At 67.3% G+C, this 16553-nt stretch carries 14 protein-coding genes; 5 read left to right on the top strand and 9 right to left on the bottom strand.

What is annotated here, in order from left to right; translation table 11 throughout:
* Positions 1–73: 73 nt before the first annotated feature.
* Complete coding sequence (locus tag AC1RM6_RS18635; RefSeq protein WP_493103906.1) at positions 74–1006, bottom strand: hypothetical protein; 933 nt, start codon at positions 1004–1006, stop codon at positions 74–76.
* 187 nt (positions 1007–1193) lie between these two features.
* On the opposite strand from AC1RM6_RS18635, the gene AC1RM6_RS18630 reads away from it, so the two are divergent.
* The 5 genes from AC1RM6_RS18630 to AC1RM6_RS18610 all read left to right on the top strand — a co-directional run bounded on the left by AC1RM6_RS18630 (position 1194) and on the right by AC1RM6_RS18610 (position 6769).
* Complete coding sequence (locus AC1RM6_RS18630; protein WP_493103904.1) at positions 1194–3773, top strand: tetratricopeptide repeat protein; 2580 nt, start codon at positions 1194–1196, stop codon at positions 3771–3773.
* Between the two features lie 176 nt (positions 3774–3949).
* Entirely contained in the window at positions 3950–4705 is a 756-nt protein-coding gene (locus AC1RM6_RS18625; RefSeq protein WP_493103902.1) for an endonuclease/exonuclease/phosphatase family protein, read from the top strand.
* 634 nt (positions 4706–5339) lie between these two features.
* The gene (locus AC1RM6_RS18620) at positions 5340–5546 is read left to right on the top strand and encodes a ParD-like family protein (RefSeq protein WP_493103900.1); all 207 of its coding nucleotides are present in this window, start codon (positions 5340–5342) and stop codon (positions 5544–5546) included.
* A 1-nt stretch (position 5547) separates the two neighbouring features.
* Positions 5548–6306 (top strand): type I methionyl aminopeptidase, encoded by a 759-nt coding sequence (map, locus tag AC1RM6_RS18615; protein WP_493103899.1) that lies wholly within the window; start codon positions 5548–5550, stop codon positions 6304–6306.
* 94 nt (positions 6307–6400) lie between these two features.
* The gene (locus AC1RM6_RS18610; protein ID WP_493103898.1) at positions 6401–6769 is read left to right on the top strand and encodes a hypothetical protein; all 369 of its coding nucleotides are present in this window, start codon (positions 6401–6403) and stop codon (positions 6767–6769) included.
* A gap of 45 nt (positions 6770–6814) precedes the next feature.
* Here AC1RM6_RS18610 and AC1RM6_RS18605 read toward each other — a convergent pair whose 3' ends face one another.
* Genes AC1RM6_RS18605 through AC1RM6_RS18570 form a run of 8 tightly spaced genes read right to left on the bottom strand, consistent with a single transcriptional unit; the run spans position 6815 to position 16425 of the window.
* Positions 6815–7243, bottom strand: a complete 429-nt coding sequence (locus tag AC1RM6_RS18605) for an acyl-CoA thioesterase (RefSeq protein WP_493103896.1) — start codon at positions 7241–7243, stop codon at positions 6815–6817.
* A gap of 37 nt (positions 7244–7280) precedes the next feature.
* Entirely contained in the window at positions 7281–7709 is a 429-nt protein-coding gene (locus AC1RM6_RS18600; RefSeq protein ID WP_493103895.1) for a hypothetical protein, read from the bottom strand.
* A 37-nt stretch (positions 7710–7746) separates the two neighbouring features.
* Positions 7747–8562: a uroporphyrinogen-III C-methyltransferase gene (gene cobA / locus AC1RM6_RS18595; protein ID WP_493103894.1), complete on the bottom strand. Its 816-nt coding sequence runs from the start codon at positions 8560–8562 to the stop codon at positions 7747–7749.
* A complete protein-coding gene (locus AC1RM6_RS18590; protein WP_493103893.1) occupies positions 8555–11176 on the bottom strand; it encodes a molybdopterin-dependent oxidoreductase in 2622 nt (873 codons plus the stop codon). The genes cobA and AC1RM6_RS18590 overlap by 8 nt, the downstream gene beginning before the upstream one ends.
* The gene (gene nirD / locus AC1RM6_RS18585; protein WP_493103892.1) at positions 11176–11529 is read right to left on the bottom strand and encodes a nitrite reductase small subunit NirD; all 354 of its coding nucleotides are present in this window, start codon (positions 11527–11529) and stop codon (positions 11176–11178) included. The genes AC1RM6_RS18590 and nirD overlap by 1 nt, the downstream gene beginning before the upstream one ends.
* Entirely contained in the window at positions 11526–14009 is a 2484-nt protein-coding gene (gene nirB / locus AC1RM6_RS18580; protein WP_493103890.1) for a nitrite reductase large subunit NirB, read from the bottom strand. Before nirB ends, nirD begins: the two co-directional genes overlap by 4 nt.
* An 11-nt stretch (positions 14010–14020) precedes the next feature.
* Entirely contained in the window at positions 14021–15217 is a 1197-nt protein-coding gene (locus AC1RM6_RS18575; RefSeq protein WP_493103889.1) for an alginate export family protein, read from the bottom strand.
* Positions 15217–16425, bottom strand: coding sequence for a nitrate/nitrite transporter (locus tag AC1RM6_RS18570; RefSeq protein WP_493103888.1), 1209 nt, complete (start codon positions 16423–16425; stop codon positions 15217–15219). The genes AC1RM6_RS18575 and AC1RM6_RS18570 overlap by 1 nt, the downstream gene beginning before the upstream one ends.
* Between the last annotated feature and the right edge of the window lie 128 nt (positions 16426–16553).

Genomic DNA, 16553 nt, shown 5'->3' with positions numbered 1-16553 from the left:
ACGATCCGCAGGAGAATATCATTTATCATCGGCCGGGCCATAGACCGCCTGAAGGACGGCGCTGTGACGCACCTCACGGTTGCGGCGACGCCTCGACCGCGACCGGTTCTTCGGTGCAGCCGCCCGGCGGACAGTCGGGGACGACGGCCGCGCGCTTTTCGATCGCGACCCGGTAGCGGATGCGGTCGGGCTGGGCGCTCTCGATCGTGATCGCCAGGTCGCGAATGGCGATCGATTTCGCGCCGACGCGCACGGTCTCGGTCTGGCCCGAGGCGGGGTGGACGAGATCGTCGATCGCATAGCCGCGTATCTCGAACTGCAACTCGCCGTCCTTCACCCCCTGATAGGCGATGTCGTAGATCCGCCCGGCCTCGATCGGGTCATAGTCGGCGGGGTTCGGCAGCTGCGCGCCCTTCGCATAGTCGCGCGGCGGCACCATCGGCTCGCCGGTCTTCACCGTCCGGGTGGTGCCGAAGCTGGCGGGATCGGGCGCGGTCGATCGGATCACCGGCACCGTGCGATCGGCCGACATCCGGTCGTGTAGCGCGCGCGGTGCCATATCCTGCGCGGCGAGCAGCGCCTCGGTGAAGGCGGCGTCGTCGACTGTGAGCGCGAACAGCCCCGCGGCCTCGCGCGCCTGCGCGTCCGAACAGACGAAGCCGAGCTCGGCATCGGCGAGCGAGGTGGCGGGGACGTCCGCCATCTCGGCCTTGCGCCGGGTCGAGGTGTCGATGACGCGCTCGTCATAGCCGTAGCGCTGGATGCCGGCCCAGCCGATCCGCCGTTTGCCGCAGTCGGCCTGCATGAAGGCGAGCGTCATCGCGACCGGATCGGCACGGTCGCGGATGACCGTCTTGGCCGAGTAGCGGACGATATCCCTGGTCCGTTCGATCGATCCGGCATCGACGAACACCACCCGGTCGGCCGCGCGCCCGGCATACCACCAGGGTGTCGCGGTCGCCGGCGTCGTGATCGCTGCCAGGATGACTGGCCAATGATGGCGCATCGATATCGTCCCTCCCCATCGCCGATCGCTGATGTCGCGATCGAACCGATCGTCGCAACCCATTGGCAAGCAACAGGTTCCGATGCCGCCGGCCGCGGGATCATGGTTAACGCTTTTTAAGCCAATCCCCGGATATGTGCGGTGATGCCCTGTCGTGCGCGCACGGCGATATCGGTGAGACCATGCCATGAAGATCAATGTCGACCAGTCGCTGCGCAAGGCGCAGTCCGCGGCACGCAAGGGCGAGGCGGCCGAGGCCGAGCGGCTCTATCGTGAGATATTGGCGGTCTTCCCGAGCAACAAGCGTGCGCTCGACGGCCTGCGCGATCTCGCCGCACCCAAGCCAGGCGGCGCCTATGACCGCGGCATGCAGGCGGTGCTCGCGCTCTACGACCAGGGGCGGCTCGGCGAGGCCTATGATCATGCCGTGCTGCTCACCCAGTCCTGGCCGAACGAAGCCGATCTCCACAATGTCGCCGGCGCCGCCGCGGCGGGGACCGGCCGTTGGGTCGAGGCGCTCGCCAGCTACGACCGCGCGGTCGCGCTGCGCCCCGACCATGGCGACGTCCATGGCAATCGCGCGGTCGCCTTGCTGCGGCTGCAGCGGTTCGACGAGGCGCTGGCGAGCTGCGATCGCGCGATCGCGCTCCAGCCGCAGGCGGCGGGCGCGCACAGCAATCGCGGGCTGGTGCTGCGCCAGCTCGGCCGGTCCGACGAGGCGCTTGTCAGCTATGACGCCGCGGTCCGCTTCCAGCCCGGATCGGCCGACGCCCATTATAATCGTGGCAATGTCCTGCTCGATCTCGGCCGTTCGCTCGAGGCGGTCGCCGCCTATGACGAGGCGATCCGGCTGCGCCCCGACCATGCCGCCGCGCACAGCAACCGCGGCAATGCCTATAAGGCGCTCGGCCAGCCCTATGACGCGCTCAAGGCCTATGACGCGGCGATCGCCCTCGCGCCGGCCTTCGCCGAGGCGCACAGCAATCGCGGCGGGGTGCTCCAGGGGCTGAGCCGCTTCGAGGAGGCGCTGGCCGCCTGCGAGGCAGCGGTGCGGCTCCAGCCCGGCTCGGCGCAGGTCCAGTATAATTGCGGGGTCATCCTCCAGGAGCTCAAGCGGTCCGACGATGCGGTCGCGTGCTACGACGCCGCGGTCGCGATCGACCCCGACCATGCCGACGCACACGCCAATCGCGGCACCGTGCTCCACGGGCAGCGGCGGCTCGACGCGGCGCTGGCCAGCTACGACCAGGCGATCCGGCTGCGGCCCGACGATGCCGCCGGCCATTATAACCGCGCCAATGTCCTGCAGGAGCAGGGCCGGATCGACGAGGCGGTCGCCGCCTATCGCACCGCGATCGCGCTCCAGCCCGATCATGCCGGGGCGAGCGGCCAGCTGATCCACCAGCAGGCGCGGATGTGCATGTGGAGCGATGCCGACCGCGCACCCGATCTGCCGCGGCCCGATCTCGCCCGGCTGGGCCTGTCGACGGCGGCGATCACCCCCTTCACCTTCATCGGCGTCGAGGACCGCCCCGACCGCCAGCTCGCCCGTGCGCGCAAGTGGATCGCCGACCATGTCACGACCCCGCTGGTCGCCGGCCCGGCGCGGGTGCGCACCGGTTCGCGAATCCGGATCGGCTATTTCTCGGCCGATTTCCACAACCATGCGACGATGCACCTGATCGCAAAATTGCTCGAAACACATGACCGCAACCGGTTTGAAATTCACGCCTTTTCCTATGGCGTCGACCATAAGGACGCGATGCGCGCGCGCGCCGTCGCGGCGGTCGATCATTTCCACGAGGTGAGCGCGCTCAGCGACCGCGCGATCGCCGATCTCGCCCGCAGCCACGCGATCGACATCGCGGTCGACCTCAAGGGCCATAGCCAGGACATGCGGATCGGCATCTTCGCGCATCGCCCGGCGCCGGTGCAGATCGCCTATCTCGGCTATCCGGGGTCGGTCGGCGCCGACTTCATCGACTATATCGTTGCCGACGACATCGTCATCCCCGAGGCTGGCCGTATCCATTATAGCGAGAAGGTCATCAGCCTGCCGCACAGCTATCAGGCGAACGACGACCGGGTCATGTCCGACCGGCTGTTCACCCGCGCCGAACTCGGCCTGCCCGCGCAGGGTATCGTCTTCTGCAGCTTCAACGGATCGTGGAAGATCCGCCCGGCCGAATTCGCGATCTGGATGGACCTGCTCGCGAAGGTCGACGGCAGCGTGCTGTGGCTGCTGCGCGACAATGTCTGGGCCGAGGCCAATCTGAAATGCGAGGCCGCGGCGCGGGGCATCGATCCCGAGCGGCTGGTGTTCGCCGACAGGATGGCGCTGCCCGACCATCTCGCGCGCCAGCGCTGCGCCGACCTGTTCCTCGACAGCTTCCACTGCAACGCCCACACCACCGCCAGCGACGCGCTATGGGCCGGGGTGCCGCTGGTCACCAAATTGGGCGCGAGCTTCCCGGCGCGGGTCGCCGCGAGCCTGCTCCACGCGATCGGCCTGCCCGAACTGGTAACCGAGACGCCGCAGGCCTATGCCGAACTCGCGCTCGCGCTCGCGACCGATCCCGGGCGGCTCGCTGCGGTCAAGGCGACGCTCGCCGCGAACCGCAAGACGACGCCCCTGTTCGACGGTATATCTTATGCCCGCCATCTCGAGCGTGGATATGAGCTCGCCCATGAGCGCCACGCGGCCGGCCTGCCGCCGGTCCATCTGCGGGTGCCGGCGACGGGCGAAGGGCAGAGGGCGGCAGCCTGAGTGGGTGGATGCGCCCCGTCCTGACGCCCTCGCGCGTTCGACGCGGCGTGGATATCGCGTCCAATCCCGTGGTTCGTCGCCATTTGCGCGTTTAGGCGGGATATTTCGTCAGCCAGACCAATCGGGGATCTCTGCATTTCGCTATCGTCGATCCGGATTTCGGGAGACGGCTGGCGATGAGAATTGCGTTCTGGAACGTCAATATGGGCGAGACGTCATTTGGCCATCGCAAGGCCACGTTCAGCACATGGTGCGGCGAAATCGCCCCCGATCTGTTGCTGCTCGAAGAAGTCGGTCACACACTGGATCGTCAGGCGCTCGAAGATGCGACGCAGATGGTCGAAATTCACCGCATGTCCCCGCTCGACCTCAATTTCGATCCCAGCACGAAAGACCTCGTCGCATTGAGGAAAGCGGGGTCGAACCTCAATTTCACCGGGACGGGGTTACGGCTTCCCCGGCTGACGCAACGTCGAAGATTGCTGAAGGTCGTGTGCAACGGCATCAACCCGCCGCTGACGCTTTGGGTGATTCACGCCAATGCTTCCAAGAAAGGTGGTGGAAACGCCGTCGCAAAGGTCATCGATTATCTGAAATTGGAACCTAATGCGGTGGTTGGCGGCGACTTCAACTATGCGTTCGAAGATGTCGATGACGGTTTTGAATGGGGCAGAAGAAGGTCGAAACGGTGGGACAAGGTGGATCTGGATTTCACACAGTGGAATCGTAATGGATACCAATATCCCGACCCGCAGACCCTTGGTCTGTCAAGGCCGCTATATCAGAATATCAACACCGGTCGCGTGCTCGATTATATCATGTACGGCAGTGCCCGAACCGTGAAGGCGAAGCGATGCTGCAAAAGGGCGTCGACCTGGACCGACATCATCGCGCAGTTCGACCATTGCCCGGTCGTTTATGAGGTCAGCTGATCGGCCATGAGGCGGGCGGCGATCTAGGGTCTAAACCCATAAATTGCGAGGCCGTGACAAGGGGTAATTTTGTTCGTGGCAAGGCGGGAGCGCAGACGGATAGCGGCGCTATCCGGCAAGCGAGCAACGCAGCCGCGGGCGAAATTACCCCTTGCCCTGCGGGTGGTGTCAAAGCGGGTGATCTGCATCGTCAAGCGGCTTCACCATAAAGCTGCCATGCTTTCATCCGCTTTCCTCGCAACTCCTCCCGCTTTGATACCATCACGACCTCGCAATTTATGGGTTTAGACCCTAGAGTGTGTCCCGATCGGATTGAATCGGAACACACTCTAATAGCCTTTGTTTTCCGCATTTCGAACCGTCAGATGATTCCACCTGACCTGAACGCTCTAGCAATAGAGCCGGGATGCGCCGGCTTCTTCCAGACCATATCGGAGCAGGGCGGGCTGCCGCGTCGAGTTTCGGCGATAGCCGTCGCCCCGCAACAGGTGCGGGCAACGATCTGACGGACGCTTCGCGTCGATGGGGCGGCGGGTTTCGACGAGTGATCTCTACGCCGGCATAGCCTTGGTTCTTGCAGAGCTGATATATGAATCATATACGTTTCGTATATCGATCAGCCTATGAGGATTCGATGGGCATTGTGAAAATCGACGACGATCTCCACGCCGAGGCACGGCGGGCGAGTACGGTGATGTGCCGGTCGATCAACGCCCAGGCCGAATATTGGATGAAGATCGGCATGCTCGCCGAGGCCAACCCGACCCTGTCGTTCAACGAGATCGTCCGGATGCAGCTTGCAGGCGCGCAGGTGCGGATGACGGGGACGGTGGCGGCCTGACATGGTCAAGACTCCCGACGAACTGGCGCTGATGCGCATTTCGGGCAAGCTGCTCGCCTCGGTGTTCGAGATGCTCGACGGGCAGCAACTCGCCGGCCTGTCGACGATGGCGGTCAACGACCTTGTCGAGCGCTTCATCACCGACGATCTCGGCGCGCGGCCGGCGAGCAAGGGCCAATATGGCTTCAAATATGTGCTGAACTGCTCGATCAACCATGTCGTGTGCCATGGCGTGCCCGACGCGGAGGAGATCATCCGCGACGGCGACATCATCAACCTCGACATCACCCTCGAGAAGAACGGCTTCATCGCGGATTCGAGCAAGACCTATCTGGTCGGCGATGCGCCGCCGGCGGCGCGCCGGCTGGTGCGGGTCGCGCAGGAGGCGATGTGGAAGGGGATCCGCGCGGTACGCCCCGGCGCGCATCTCGGCGACATCGGCTTCGCGATCGAGCGCCACGCCAAGACCAACGGCTATTCGGTGGTGCACGACTATTGCGGACACGGGATCGGCCGCGAGATGCACGAGAAGCCCGAGGTCCTCAATTTCGGCCGGCCGGGCACCGGGCTCAAGCTGCGCGAGGGGATGGTGTTCACGATCGAGCCGATGGTGAACCAGGGCACCCGCATGGTCGAGACCGAGGACGACGGCTGGACGGTGGTGACCAAGGATCGCAAATTGTCCGCCCAGTTCGAGCACACCGTCGCGGTCACCGCCGACGGGGTCGAGATACTGACGTTGCGCGCCGACGGGCGCTGACCGGCCGGCTTGAAGCTTCGGCCTCGGCTCCCATATCGGGTTCAAGTGGCTGCGCTTCGGCGCGCCGACCTTCCCTCGATCGGAGTGCCGTCCCATGTCCCACGCGCTCGATGCGCTCAATGCCGTGAAGCTCAGCGGCGATGTTCTCGATGCGGCGCTGCGCAGCCTCGCGCTGCTGCCGGTCGGCCGCAAGCATGATCCCTCGGCGCAGACGCTGATCCTCGAGGCCTTCGCCCAGGATCGCAGCCTGCGCCCCGAACCCGCCGCCGCGCTCGCGCTCCAGGCGCGGATCGCCGCGCTGCAGGCGTGGAACCTCGCGCACCCGCCCGAGGACGCCAACCATGCCGCGGCGGTGCGCGAGGCGGCGGCGCGGATCCGGCTGATCCGCACCCCGACCGGGCTCGAGTTCGATCCCGACGCGTTCGACGATTTCGTGGCGTTCGTCGCGGCGTTTCCGGCGTGATCTGAAATGAGCCCCTCCCTTGAAAGGGAGGGGCTCAATAGACCTCTATCCCAGCATCAGCCGCCCATAGGCCTCGCGCAGTCCCGCCGGGATCGGAGCCGGGCCGTCGGCGTCGGCGAGGACCAGCACGGTCTCGGCGTAGAGCGCGGTGCGGCCGTTCTGGCGGGCGACCTGGGCGATCGTCAGCGAGGTGCGGCCCATCGCGACGATGGCGGTGCCGACCTCGACCGAATCGGGATGGTGCATCTCGCCGGCATATTCGATGGCGATCGCCGCGACCATCACCCGCAGGCCGCCAAGCTCCATCTTCAGCCCGGCGGTGGTGTTGAACTGGACCCGCGCCTCCTGAAGGATCACCGCCGCGGCGACATTGTTGACATGCCCCTGGATGTCGATGTCGGCATAGCGGGTCGGCACCGCCATGGTCACGGGGAAGGTCGCGGCGTCGAGCCGCGCGCGATCGATACGGGCCATCAATATCTCCTGCCGGCCGCCCGATCGCGGCCGATACTCAGGGCAGGGGCATCACATAGACGTCGAGATGGCGCAACTTGCCCGCATCGGTGAATTCGTAGATCGTCACCGTGTTCGACACGTCGGTCACCCCGTCGCGGGTGTTGCGCTCCTCGAGTTCGAGGATCACCCGGCCCGGATTCTCGGTGATGTGCCGCACCGTCCCTTCCCAGGTGGTGAAGCCGGCATATTGCGAGATATAGCTTTTATAGATGTCCCAGCCGAAGCGTTCGGCCTTGGCCCCCAGGAAGACGCCGAGCCGTTCGAACGCATCGACATCGACCAGCCGTTCGAGCACGTCCCAGTCGGCATCGACGAGCGGTCCTGCATGCGCCTTGTCGGCGATCTGCTTGAACCCCGCGCTATATTGCAGGACCGCCCGCGACAGGCCGGTATAATCGTCGGGGTTCGGCATCTCGTTGGCCACATCGCTCTCCTCGTCCGTGGCCGCGTGATCGCGTGCCTTATCGGGTTCGCGTCGAACCTTGCGCACCGCCGACCGAAGCGCAAGCCGGCTGCCGCACCGCCCGGGCGATGTTCGGCCGGGTCGCCTCGCCGATGACGATCAGCGCCGGGCTCCCCGCCGCCAGCGCATCGGCGGCGAGCGGGAGCAGCCCCAGCGTCGTGTGAAGCAGCCGCTCGCTCGGCAGGCTGACGTCGCAGGCGATCAGCACCGGGGTTTCGGCGGGCAGGCCGTGGCGGATCAGCCGCTTGCTGATCTCGGGTGCTGCGGCGCGGCCCATATAGAAAGCGGTGGTCGCCGCCGGATCGGCCAGCCGCGCCCAGTCGAGGTCGAGCGGCTCGGCGCCCTTGGCATGCGCGGTGACGAAGCGCAGCTCGCGGGCGAGGCCGCGCAGCGACAGCGACACGCAGGCGCTTGCCGCCGCCGCACTCGCCGCGGTGATGCCGGGGCAGATGCGCACCGTGATGCCGTGCGCGGCGCAAGCCTCGACCTCCTCGGCGGCGCGCGCGAAGATCGCCGGGTCGCCGCCCTTCAGCCGCACCACCCGTTCGCCGTCGAGCGCGGCCTCGACCAGCAGCGCGTCGATCGTGCGCTGATCCTTCGAATGGCGGCCCGATCTTTTGCCGACCGGGACCCGGCGGACATGCGCCGGAATCAGGTCGAGCACGCCGGGGCCGACCAGCGCGTCGTAGAAGACCACGCTCGCCGCCTCGATCAGCCGCAGCGCCTTGATCGTCAGCAGCTCGGGATCGCCCGGGCCGGCGCCGACCAGCCAGACCTCGCCGGTGGCGATGCGATCCTGTCGATGATCATGCATTTACGGCTTCCTTCGACTGGCCGATCAGGCGCTGTATGGCGGGGCGGCATGATCCGCAATTGGTTCCGGCCGAGAGTGCGGCACCGACCGCCTCGACGCTGGCGAGCTGCTGGTCGCGGATCGCTGCGAGGATCGTTTTGGTGCCGACGTCGAAGCAGACGCAGACGATGGCACCGCGATCCGCGCGCGGGGTGGCGGGGCGGCCGGCGAGCAGCTCGATCGCGCCGGGCTCCTCGATCGCCTCGAGCTGGGCGATCAGCCAGTCGCGTTCGGGCAGCCGGCCGCTGCGGGTGACGTAGAGCGCGGCCTGGACCCGGCCGTCCTCGATCACCGCGACCCGCAGCGATCCGCGCGCGGCATCGGCGGTCTCGATCCGCTGCCCCCTGGGCAGCAGCGCGGCGGTGGCGCGAACGGGATCGCCGCTGCCGGCGAATTCGACCAGCCAGCCCGATGACACCCGGATCTTCGTCGCATAATCGAGCGCCTCGATCGCGACGGCATCGCGGGTGACGAGGAAGCCGCGCCAGTCGACCGCCGCCTTCTCGATCCGCGCCGGGGTCGACTTGAACCCCGGCTGGCCCGAATGCGGATCGACCAGGTCGCGCGGCAGCAGCCCGGCACGGCCACCGGTCGACTGGCGGTCGGTCCAGTGGATCGGCACGAAGATGTCGCCGCGCCGCTGGCCCTCGCTCAGGCTCACCCGGAACAGGCTCGCCCCCTGCGGGGTCGCGACCTTCGCCAGATCGCCCTCGGCGAGGCCGAGCCGGGCGGCGTCGCCGGGGTTGATCTCGACCAGGGGTTCGCGGCGATGTTGCGACAGCCGTGCCGACAGGCCGGTGCGGGTCATCGTATGCCACTGGTCGCGATAGCGGCCGGTGTTGAGGGTCAGCGGCCAGTCGCCGAGCGGATCGGCGAGCTTCATCTGGCGGACCGCGACCAGGCGCGCGCGGCCGTCCTCGGTCGGGAAGCGGCCGTCGGCGAACGGGGTGTCGCCCCAGCGCCACGGGGTCATCGCATCATAATCGGGATTGGCGATCGCGCCGTGGCGGCCGATGTCGAACAGCCGCTTGCCGCCGTTGCGATAGGCCGACAGCCGGGCATGTTCGCGGTAGATGTCGGCGGGGCGGTCAAAAGCGAAGGCGCTCTTCCAACCCATCGCCTGGCCGACCTTGGCGATGATCCACCAGTCGGGCCGCGCCTCGCCGGCGAGCGGCAGGAAGGCGCGCTGGCGGCTGATCGTCCGATCGCTGTTGGTGACGGTGCCGTCTTTTTCGCCCCAGCCGGCGGCGGGCAGCTTCACATGGGCGGTGCGGCCGGTGTCGGTGTCGGCGATGCAGTCGGAGACGACGACGAACGGGCAGGCGGCGAGCGCCTCGCGGACCATGTTGGCGTCGGGCAGGCTGACCGCGGGGTTGGTGGCCATCACCCACAGCGCCTTGATCCGGCCCTCGCGGATCGACCGGAACAGGTCGACCGCCTTGAGCCCCGGCCGGGTCGCCATCGCCGGCGCCGCCCAGAAGCGGCCGACCTCGGCGACGTTCTCGGGGGCGAAGTCGCGATGCGCGGCGAGCGTCGAGGCGAGCCCGCCGACCTCGCGCCCGCCCATCGCATTGGGCTGACCGGTGATCGAGAAGGGGGCGGCGCCGGGCTTGCCGATCCGGCCGGTGGCGAGGTGGAGATTGACGATCGCGTTGACCTGATCGGTGCCGCGGATCGACTGGTTGATCCCCTGGCTGAACATCGTCACCGTCCGCGGGTTGGCGGCGAACAGATCGTAGAAGCGCTGGAGATCGGCGGGTGCCAGCTCGCAGGTCTTCGCCACCGACCAGAGATCGTGATCGACGGCAAGATCGTCCCAGAAGTCGTTCGGAACATTGACATGTTCGGCGAGATAATCCTCGTCGACCAGTCCCTCGCGCCGGCAATGCGCGAGCAGCCCGTTCATCAGCGCGACGTCGCTGCCGGGGCGCAGCGGCAGATGGAGATCGGCCTCCTCGCAGGTCTCGGTGCGGCGCGGGTCGATCACCACCAGCCTGGTGCCGCGTTCGGCGCGCGCCTTCATGATCCGTTGATAGACGATCGGGTGACACCAGGCGGTGTTCGATCCGACCAGGATGATCAGGTCGGCGGCGTCGAGATCGTCATAGCTCGCCGGCACGATATCCTCGCCGAACGCGCGCATATGCCCGGCGACCGCGCTCGACATGCACAGCCGCGAATTGGTGTCGATATTCGCCGAACCGATGAAGCCCTTCATCAGCTTGTTGGCGACATAATAGTCCTCGGTCAGCAGCTGGCCCGAGACATAGAAGGCGACGCTGTCGGGGCCGTGCCGGGCGATGGTGTCGGCGAAGCGCTTCGCGACCAGCGCGATCGCCTTGTCCCAGCTTGCGCGGCGCCCGTCGATCTCGGGGTGGAGCAGACGGCCTTCTGGCCCGACGGTGTCGCCGAGATGGGTGCCCTTCGAACAGAGCCGGCCGGCATTGGCGGGATGGTCGGGGTCGCCGGCGATCCGCACCGTGCCGGTGGCGCCGTCGACCGAGGCGACGACGCCGCAGCCGACCCCGCAATAGGCGCAGGTGGTGCGGATCGCGCCCGGCGGCCCGGCGGACATCAGGCGGCGGCCCGGCCGAGCGCGTCGGCGCGGCGGATCAGGATGCGGCCGGCGTCGACCCGGAGCGGGATCGTCGGGGTGCAGCCCTTGTCCTCGCCCTGCGCCGCGCCGGTTTCCAGGCTGATCACCCAATTGTGCAGCGGGCAGGTGACGCTGGTGCCATGGACGATGCCCTGCGACAGCGGCCCCTGCTTGTGCGGGCAGGCATTGACCAGCGCATAGACCGCCGAGCTGCCGGTGCGGAAGATCGCGATCTCCTCGCCATCGGCCATCCGCACGGTGCGGGCGCCGCGCAGCGGGATGTCGACGACCGCGCCGACATCGATCCAGTCGGCGGCGAAAGGGGTGCTCATGCGAACTGCTCCTGCGCGGGGTGGGGTCGGATCTCGCCGAGCGGCCGATGGAGATTGCGGTCGGCGCCATCGACCCGTTCGGCCCAGGGATCGTCCTGGCTGAAACTCTGGCTCAGCCAGAAACGCTGGGCGAGCACCACCCGGTTTTCGGGATCGAGCACGATCCGGGCCTTGAGATAATCCATGCCGATCCGTTCGATCCACGGCGCGGTGCGCTCGAGATAGCGCGCCTCCTCGCGGTAGAGCTGGACGAAGGCGGCGGCATGCTCGATCGCCTCGCGCTCGGTCGCGACCTTGCACAGCAGGTCGGTGGCGCGGACCTTGATCCCGCCATTGCCGCCGACATGGAGCTCATAGCCCGAGTCCACGCAGATGATCCCGAAATCCTTGATCGTCGCCTCGGCGCAGTTCCTGGGACAGCCCGACACCGCCATCTTGAACTTGTGCGGCATCCACGAACCCCAGAATTTGCGTTCGAGCTGGACGCCGAGGCCGGTCGAATCCTGGGTCCCGAAGCGGCACCATTCGGACCCGACGCAGGTCTTCACCGTGCGCAGCGCCTTGCCATAGGCATGGCCCGAGACCATGCCGGCGGCGTTGAGATCGGCCCACACCGCGGGCAGATCCTCCTTCTTGATCCCGAAGATGTCGAGCCGCTGGCCGCCGGTGACCTTGACCATCGGCGCGTCATATTTCTCGACGACGTCGGCGATCGCGCGCAGTTCGGTGGGGTTGGTGATCCCGCCCCACATTCGCGGCACCACCGAATAGGTGCCGTCCTTCTGGATATTGGCGTGCATCCGCTCGTTGACGAAGCGGCTCTGCTGGTCGTCGCGATAGTCGCCCGGCCAGGCGCACAGCAGATAATAGTTGAGCGCGGGGCGGCAGCTCGCGCAGCCGTCGGGGGTTGACCAGTGCAGCGCCTGCATCACCGCCGGGATCGCCTTCAGGCCCTTTTCGACGATCAGCCGGCGGACCTCGTCATGGCCGAAGCTGGTGCATTTGCACATCGTCTTGGTCGCGCGCTCGCCGGCATAATCCTCGCCGATCGTCAGCGCGAGCAGGGTCTCGACCAGCCCGGTGCACGACCCGCACGAGGCCGAAGCCTTGCAGGTCGCCCGCACCGCGTCGAGCGTGGCGGCGCCGGCTTCGATGCAGCCGACGACCTTCGCCTTGGACACGCCGTTGCAGCCGCAGATCTCGGCATCGTCCGAGAGCGCCGCAACGGCCGCCTTAGGGTCCGCAAGCGCCCCTCCACCGGACGCGAAAGCCTGGCCGAAGATCAGCGCGTCGCGAATGTCGGCGACGCATTGCTGTTTCTTGAGCAGGTCGAAATACCAGCCGCCATCGCCGGTATCGCCATAGAGCACCGCGCCGACGACGCGGTCATCCTTGACGATAACCCTTTTGTAGACCCCGCGGGCGGCGTCGCGCAGGACGATGTCCTCGGCGCCGTCGTCGCCGGAGAAATCGCCCGCCGAGAAGACGTCGAGCCCGGCGACCTTGAGCTTGGTCGACAGCACCGATCCCTGATAGCCGTCGGAGGGTTTCGCGGTGACGCCGTCGGCGAGCGCGCGGCACATCTCCCAGATCGGCGCGACCAGGCCATAGACCAGGCCGCGATGCTCGACGCATTCGCCGACCGCGAGGATCGCCGGATCGCTGGTCACCATCGCGTCGTCGACCTGGATGCCGCGGCCGACCGCCAGCCCGGCGTCGCGGGCGAGCGCGACGTTCGGGCGGATGCCGACCGCCATCACCACCAGGCTCGCCGGGATCGTCCGCCCGTCCTTGAGCAGCACGCCTTCGACCCTGTCGGTGCCGAGGATCGCCTCGGTATTGGCGCCGGTCAGAACCGTCTGGCCGCGCCCCTCGAGCGCGGTCTTGAGCAGCCAGCCGGCGGCCTCGTCGAGCTGGCGTTCCATCAGCGTGTCCATCAAATGGATGACGGTGACCTTCATGCCCCGCAGGGTCAGCCCATGGGCCGCCTCCAGGCCAAGAAGACCACCGCCGATCACGACGGCGTCGCCCCCCAGCGCCGCCGCCGCGAGCATCGCGTCGACATCGTGCATGTCGCGGAAACTGATCACCCCGGGCAGGTCCTTGCCGGGGACCGGGATGATGAACGGATCGGACCCGGTCGCGATCAGCAGCCGGTCATAATCGAGGGTGCGCCCGCTCTTCGCGGTAACGGTCTTCGCGGCGCGATCGATCGCCACCACCGGATCGGAGACGATCAGATCGATGCCGTTGTCGGCATACCAGTCGATCGGGTTGATCACGATCTCGTCGAAGCTTTTCTCGCCCGCGAGCACCGGCGACAGCATGATCCGGTTATAGTTCACATGCGGTTCGGCACCGAAGATGGTGATCCGGTATTTGCCGGGATCGCGCGCCAATATTTCCTCGACCGCGCGACAGCCGGCCATGCCGTTGCCGATCACCACAAGATGGTCGAGAGGGACATTCGGGACAAGCATCACCATCTCCTTCAGAGCGTATAATCGAGCTGGAGCCAGAATTTTCGGGTATCGGTCGCGAAGCGATCGGCCTGATAGTCGGCGAACTTGGCGAGCAGCGCGACATGCCGGCCGGCCTTCAGCCCGACCTGCGCATTCCATTCATTGCCATAGTGCTGCGACAGCCGGTCGCTTTCGAACCGGTGATAGGCCACCAGCAGCGACAGCGGCCCGGCCGGGGTCTTCACCCCGCCATAGGCGGCGCTGGCATAGGCATCGCGGATGCCGTTGGCTGGGGTGGTCAGGAATTTGTCGGCCCAGCCCTGGAATTTGTGGAGGGTGGCGAGCGGGGTCTGGAAGCTGGTGAAGGCGGCGCCGTTCGACGCGCCGAGTATCTCATAGCCGGTCGTCAGGGTCAGCGCCCTGACCGTCAGCCCGGCCTCGCCGAGCCAGTAATCGGCGGCATAGTCGTTGGGGTTGCCGGCATAGTCCGACTGGCGGGCAAAACTCGCGGTCAGCGCCAGCTTCGCCGCCTTGCCGATCGGCCAGCTGCCCGCGGCGCGCGCGCCATAGGTCTGGCTGGAATATTGCCGCCGGGTCGCCTGGTCCTGGTCGATCAGAAAAGCGAAGCCCTTGACCGTCACGCCTGCGATCTTCGTGCCGGCGGTCGCGAAGATATTGTCGCCGTGGATCGCCCGGATCGGGCTGTCGATCCCGAAGATCGTCCGGTCCGACCAGCTATAGGTGATATCTACCGCGACCGGGCCGATCGCGCTGCTTTCGACCCGGATCGCGTCGAATGTCTGCTCGTTCTGGCGCCACGCCACCGATCCGACGAAGCGCTGGTCGTCGAGGTTGATCCGCTGCCGCCCGAGCGTGACCACCGTCTTCGGCGCGCCGCGATATTGGAGCTGGATGCGGTTGAGCTCGATATTGTCGGGGTCGGCGACGGTCGGGAAGCGGGTCTTGCCATTGGTGCTGCTGTTGTAGCGTTCGGCGATCGCCAGCGTGCCCTCGGCCTCGACCAGCGCCGAGAAGGGGCCGCTGCTGGCCTCGATCCCGCCGCGCAGCCGGGCGGTCAGCGCGTCGGCGTTGCGGGCGATGCCGTCCTGGTCGACGCCTTCATAGCGCAGTCGCGCTTCGACGATGGGTTTGAGGGTCAAAGGGGCGGCCAGCGCCGGGGACGCGATGGCGCCCCCGACGATGGCGATGGGAAGAAAGGCGCGCATCAGATCCGCGCACCGGCCAGCGCGGTCGCCCAGGTCGCGCGCCAGCGGCCCTTGACCAGGGTCAGCCCGCCGAGCGCCACCAGCGCGAGCCCGGCGAAGATCAGGAAGCCCAGTTGCGGGCTGCCGGTGAGTTGCTTGGCGAGGCCGAGCGACGAGGCGAGGTAGAAGCCGCCGACCCCGCCGGCAAAGCCGACCAGCCCGGTCATCACCCCGATCTCCTCCTTGAAGCGCTGCGGCACCAGCTGGAACACCGCGCCATTGCCGGCGCCGAGTGCGAGCATCGCCACCACGAACAGGCCCAGCGCGAGGACGACCGTCGCCGGCCCGGTGCTGATCGCGCTGAGCGTCAGCGCCGCGAGGATATAGGCCATGGTCAGCGCCTTGGTGCCGCCGATTCGGTCGGCGAGCGCCCCGCCCATCGGTCGCACCAGCGATCCGGCGAACACGCAGGCGGCGGTGCAATAGCCGGCGGTGACCGGGGTCAGCCCGAACTGGTCGGTGAAGTAGATCGACAGCGACGAGGACAGGCCGACGAAGCCGCCGAAGGTGACCCCGTAGAACAGCATGAACCACCAGGCGTCGCCCTTGCGCAGCACCGCCAGATAGGCGGTGACCGGCTTGGGCGCTGGCGGGTTGGGGGCATCCTTGGCGAGCGCCAGATAGACGACGAACACGATCGCTAGTGGGATCACCGCAAGCCCGAACACCGCGTTCCAGCCGAGCAGCTTGGCGAGGATCGGCGCGAACAAGGCGGCGAACACCGTGCCGCTGTTACCCATGCCGGCGATGCCGAGCGCGGTGCCCTGATGCTCGGCCGGATACCAGCGGCTGGCGAGCGGCAGCGCGACCGCGAAGCTGGCGCCGGCGAAGCCCAGGATCACTCCGACCGCGATCGTGCCGCCGAAGCTGTGGACCCCGGCGAGCCAGGCGGTGAGCAGCCCGGCCATGACGATGATCTGGCTGATCGCCCCGGTCCGCTTTGGCCCGATCCGGTCGACCAGCACCCCGTTGACGAGGCGCAATATCGCGCCGGCGAGGGTCGGCACCGCGACCATGAAACCCTTTTGCGCGGGCGACAGGCCGAGATCGGCCGAGATCGCCGGCGCCAGCGGCCCGAGCAGCACCCAGACCATGAAGGCCAGGTCGAAATAGAGAAAGGCGGCGAATAATGTCGGCCGGTGACCGGCAGCCCAGAAACCCTTGTTCATCGAAATCTCCAAAGAGAAGGCGCGACGGAAGAGCGGCTGCTTACGCGGGGCGCAGGGGGGAGCAGGCGCGGCGAGATGGTGGCGGCGGGCGCGCGCAGGCGGCGGGGCAGGGTGTCGCACCCGCCTTC

The organism is Rhizorhabdus sp. GW822-FHT03C02, assembly GCF_058801765.1.
The sequence above is the reverse complement of the archived record's forward strand: the minus strand, read 5'-3'. Positions and strand labels throughout refer to the sequence as shown.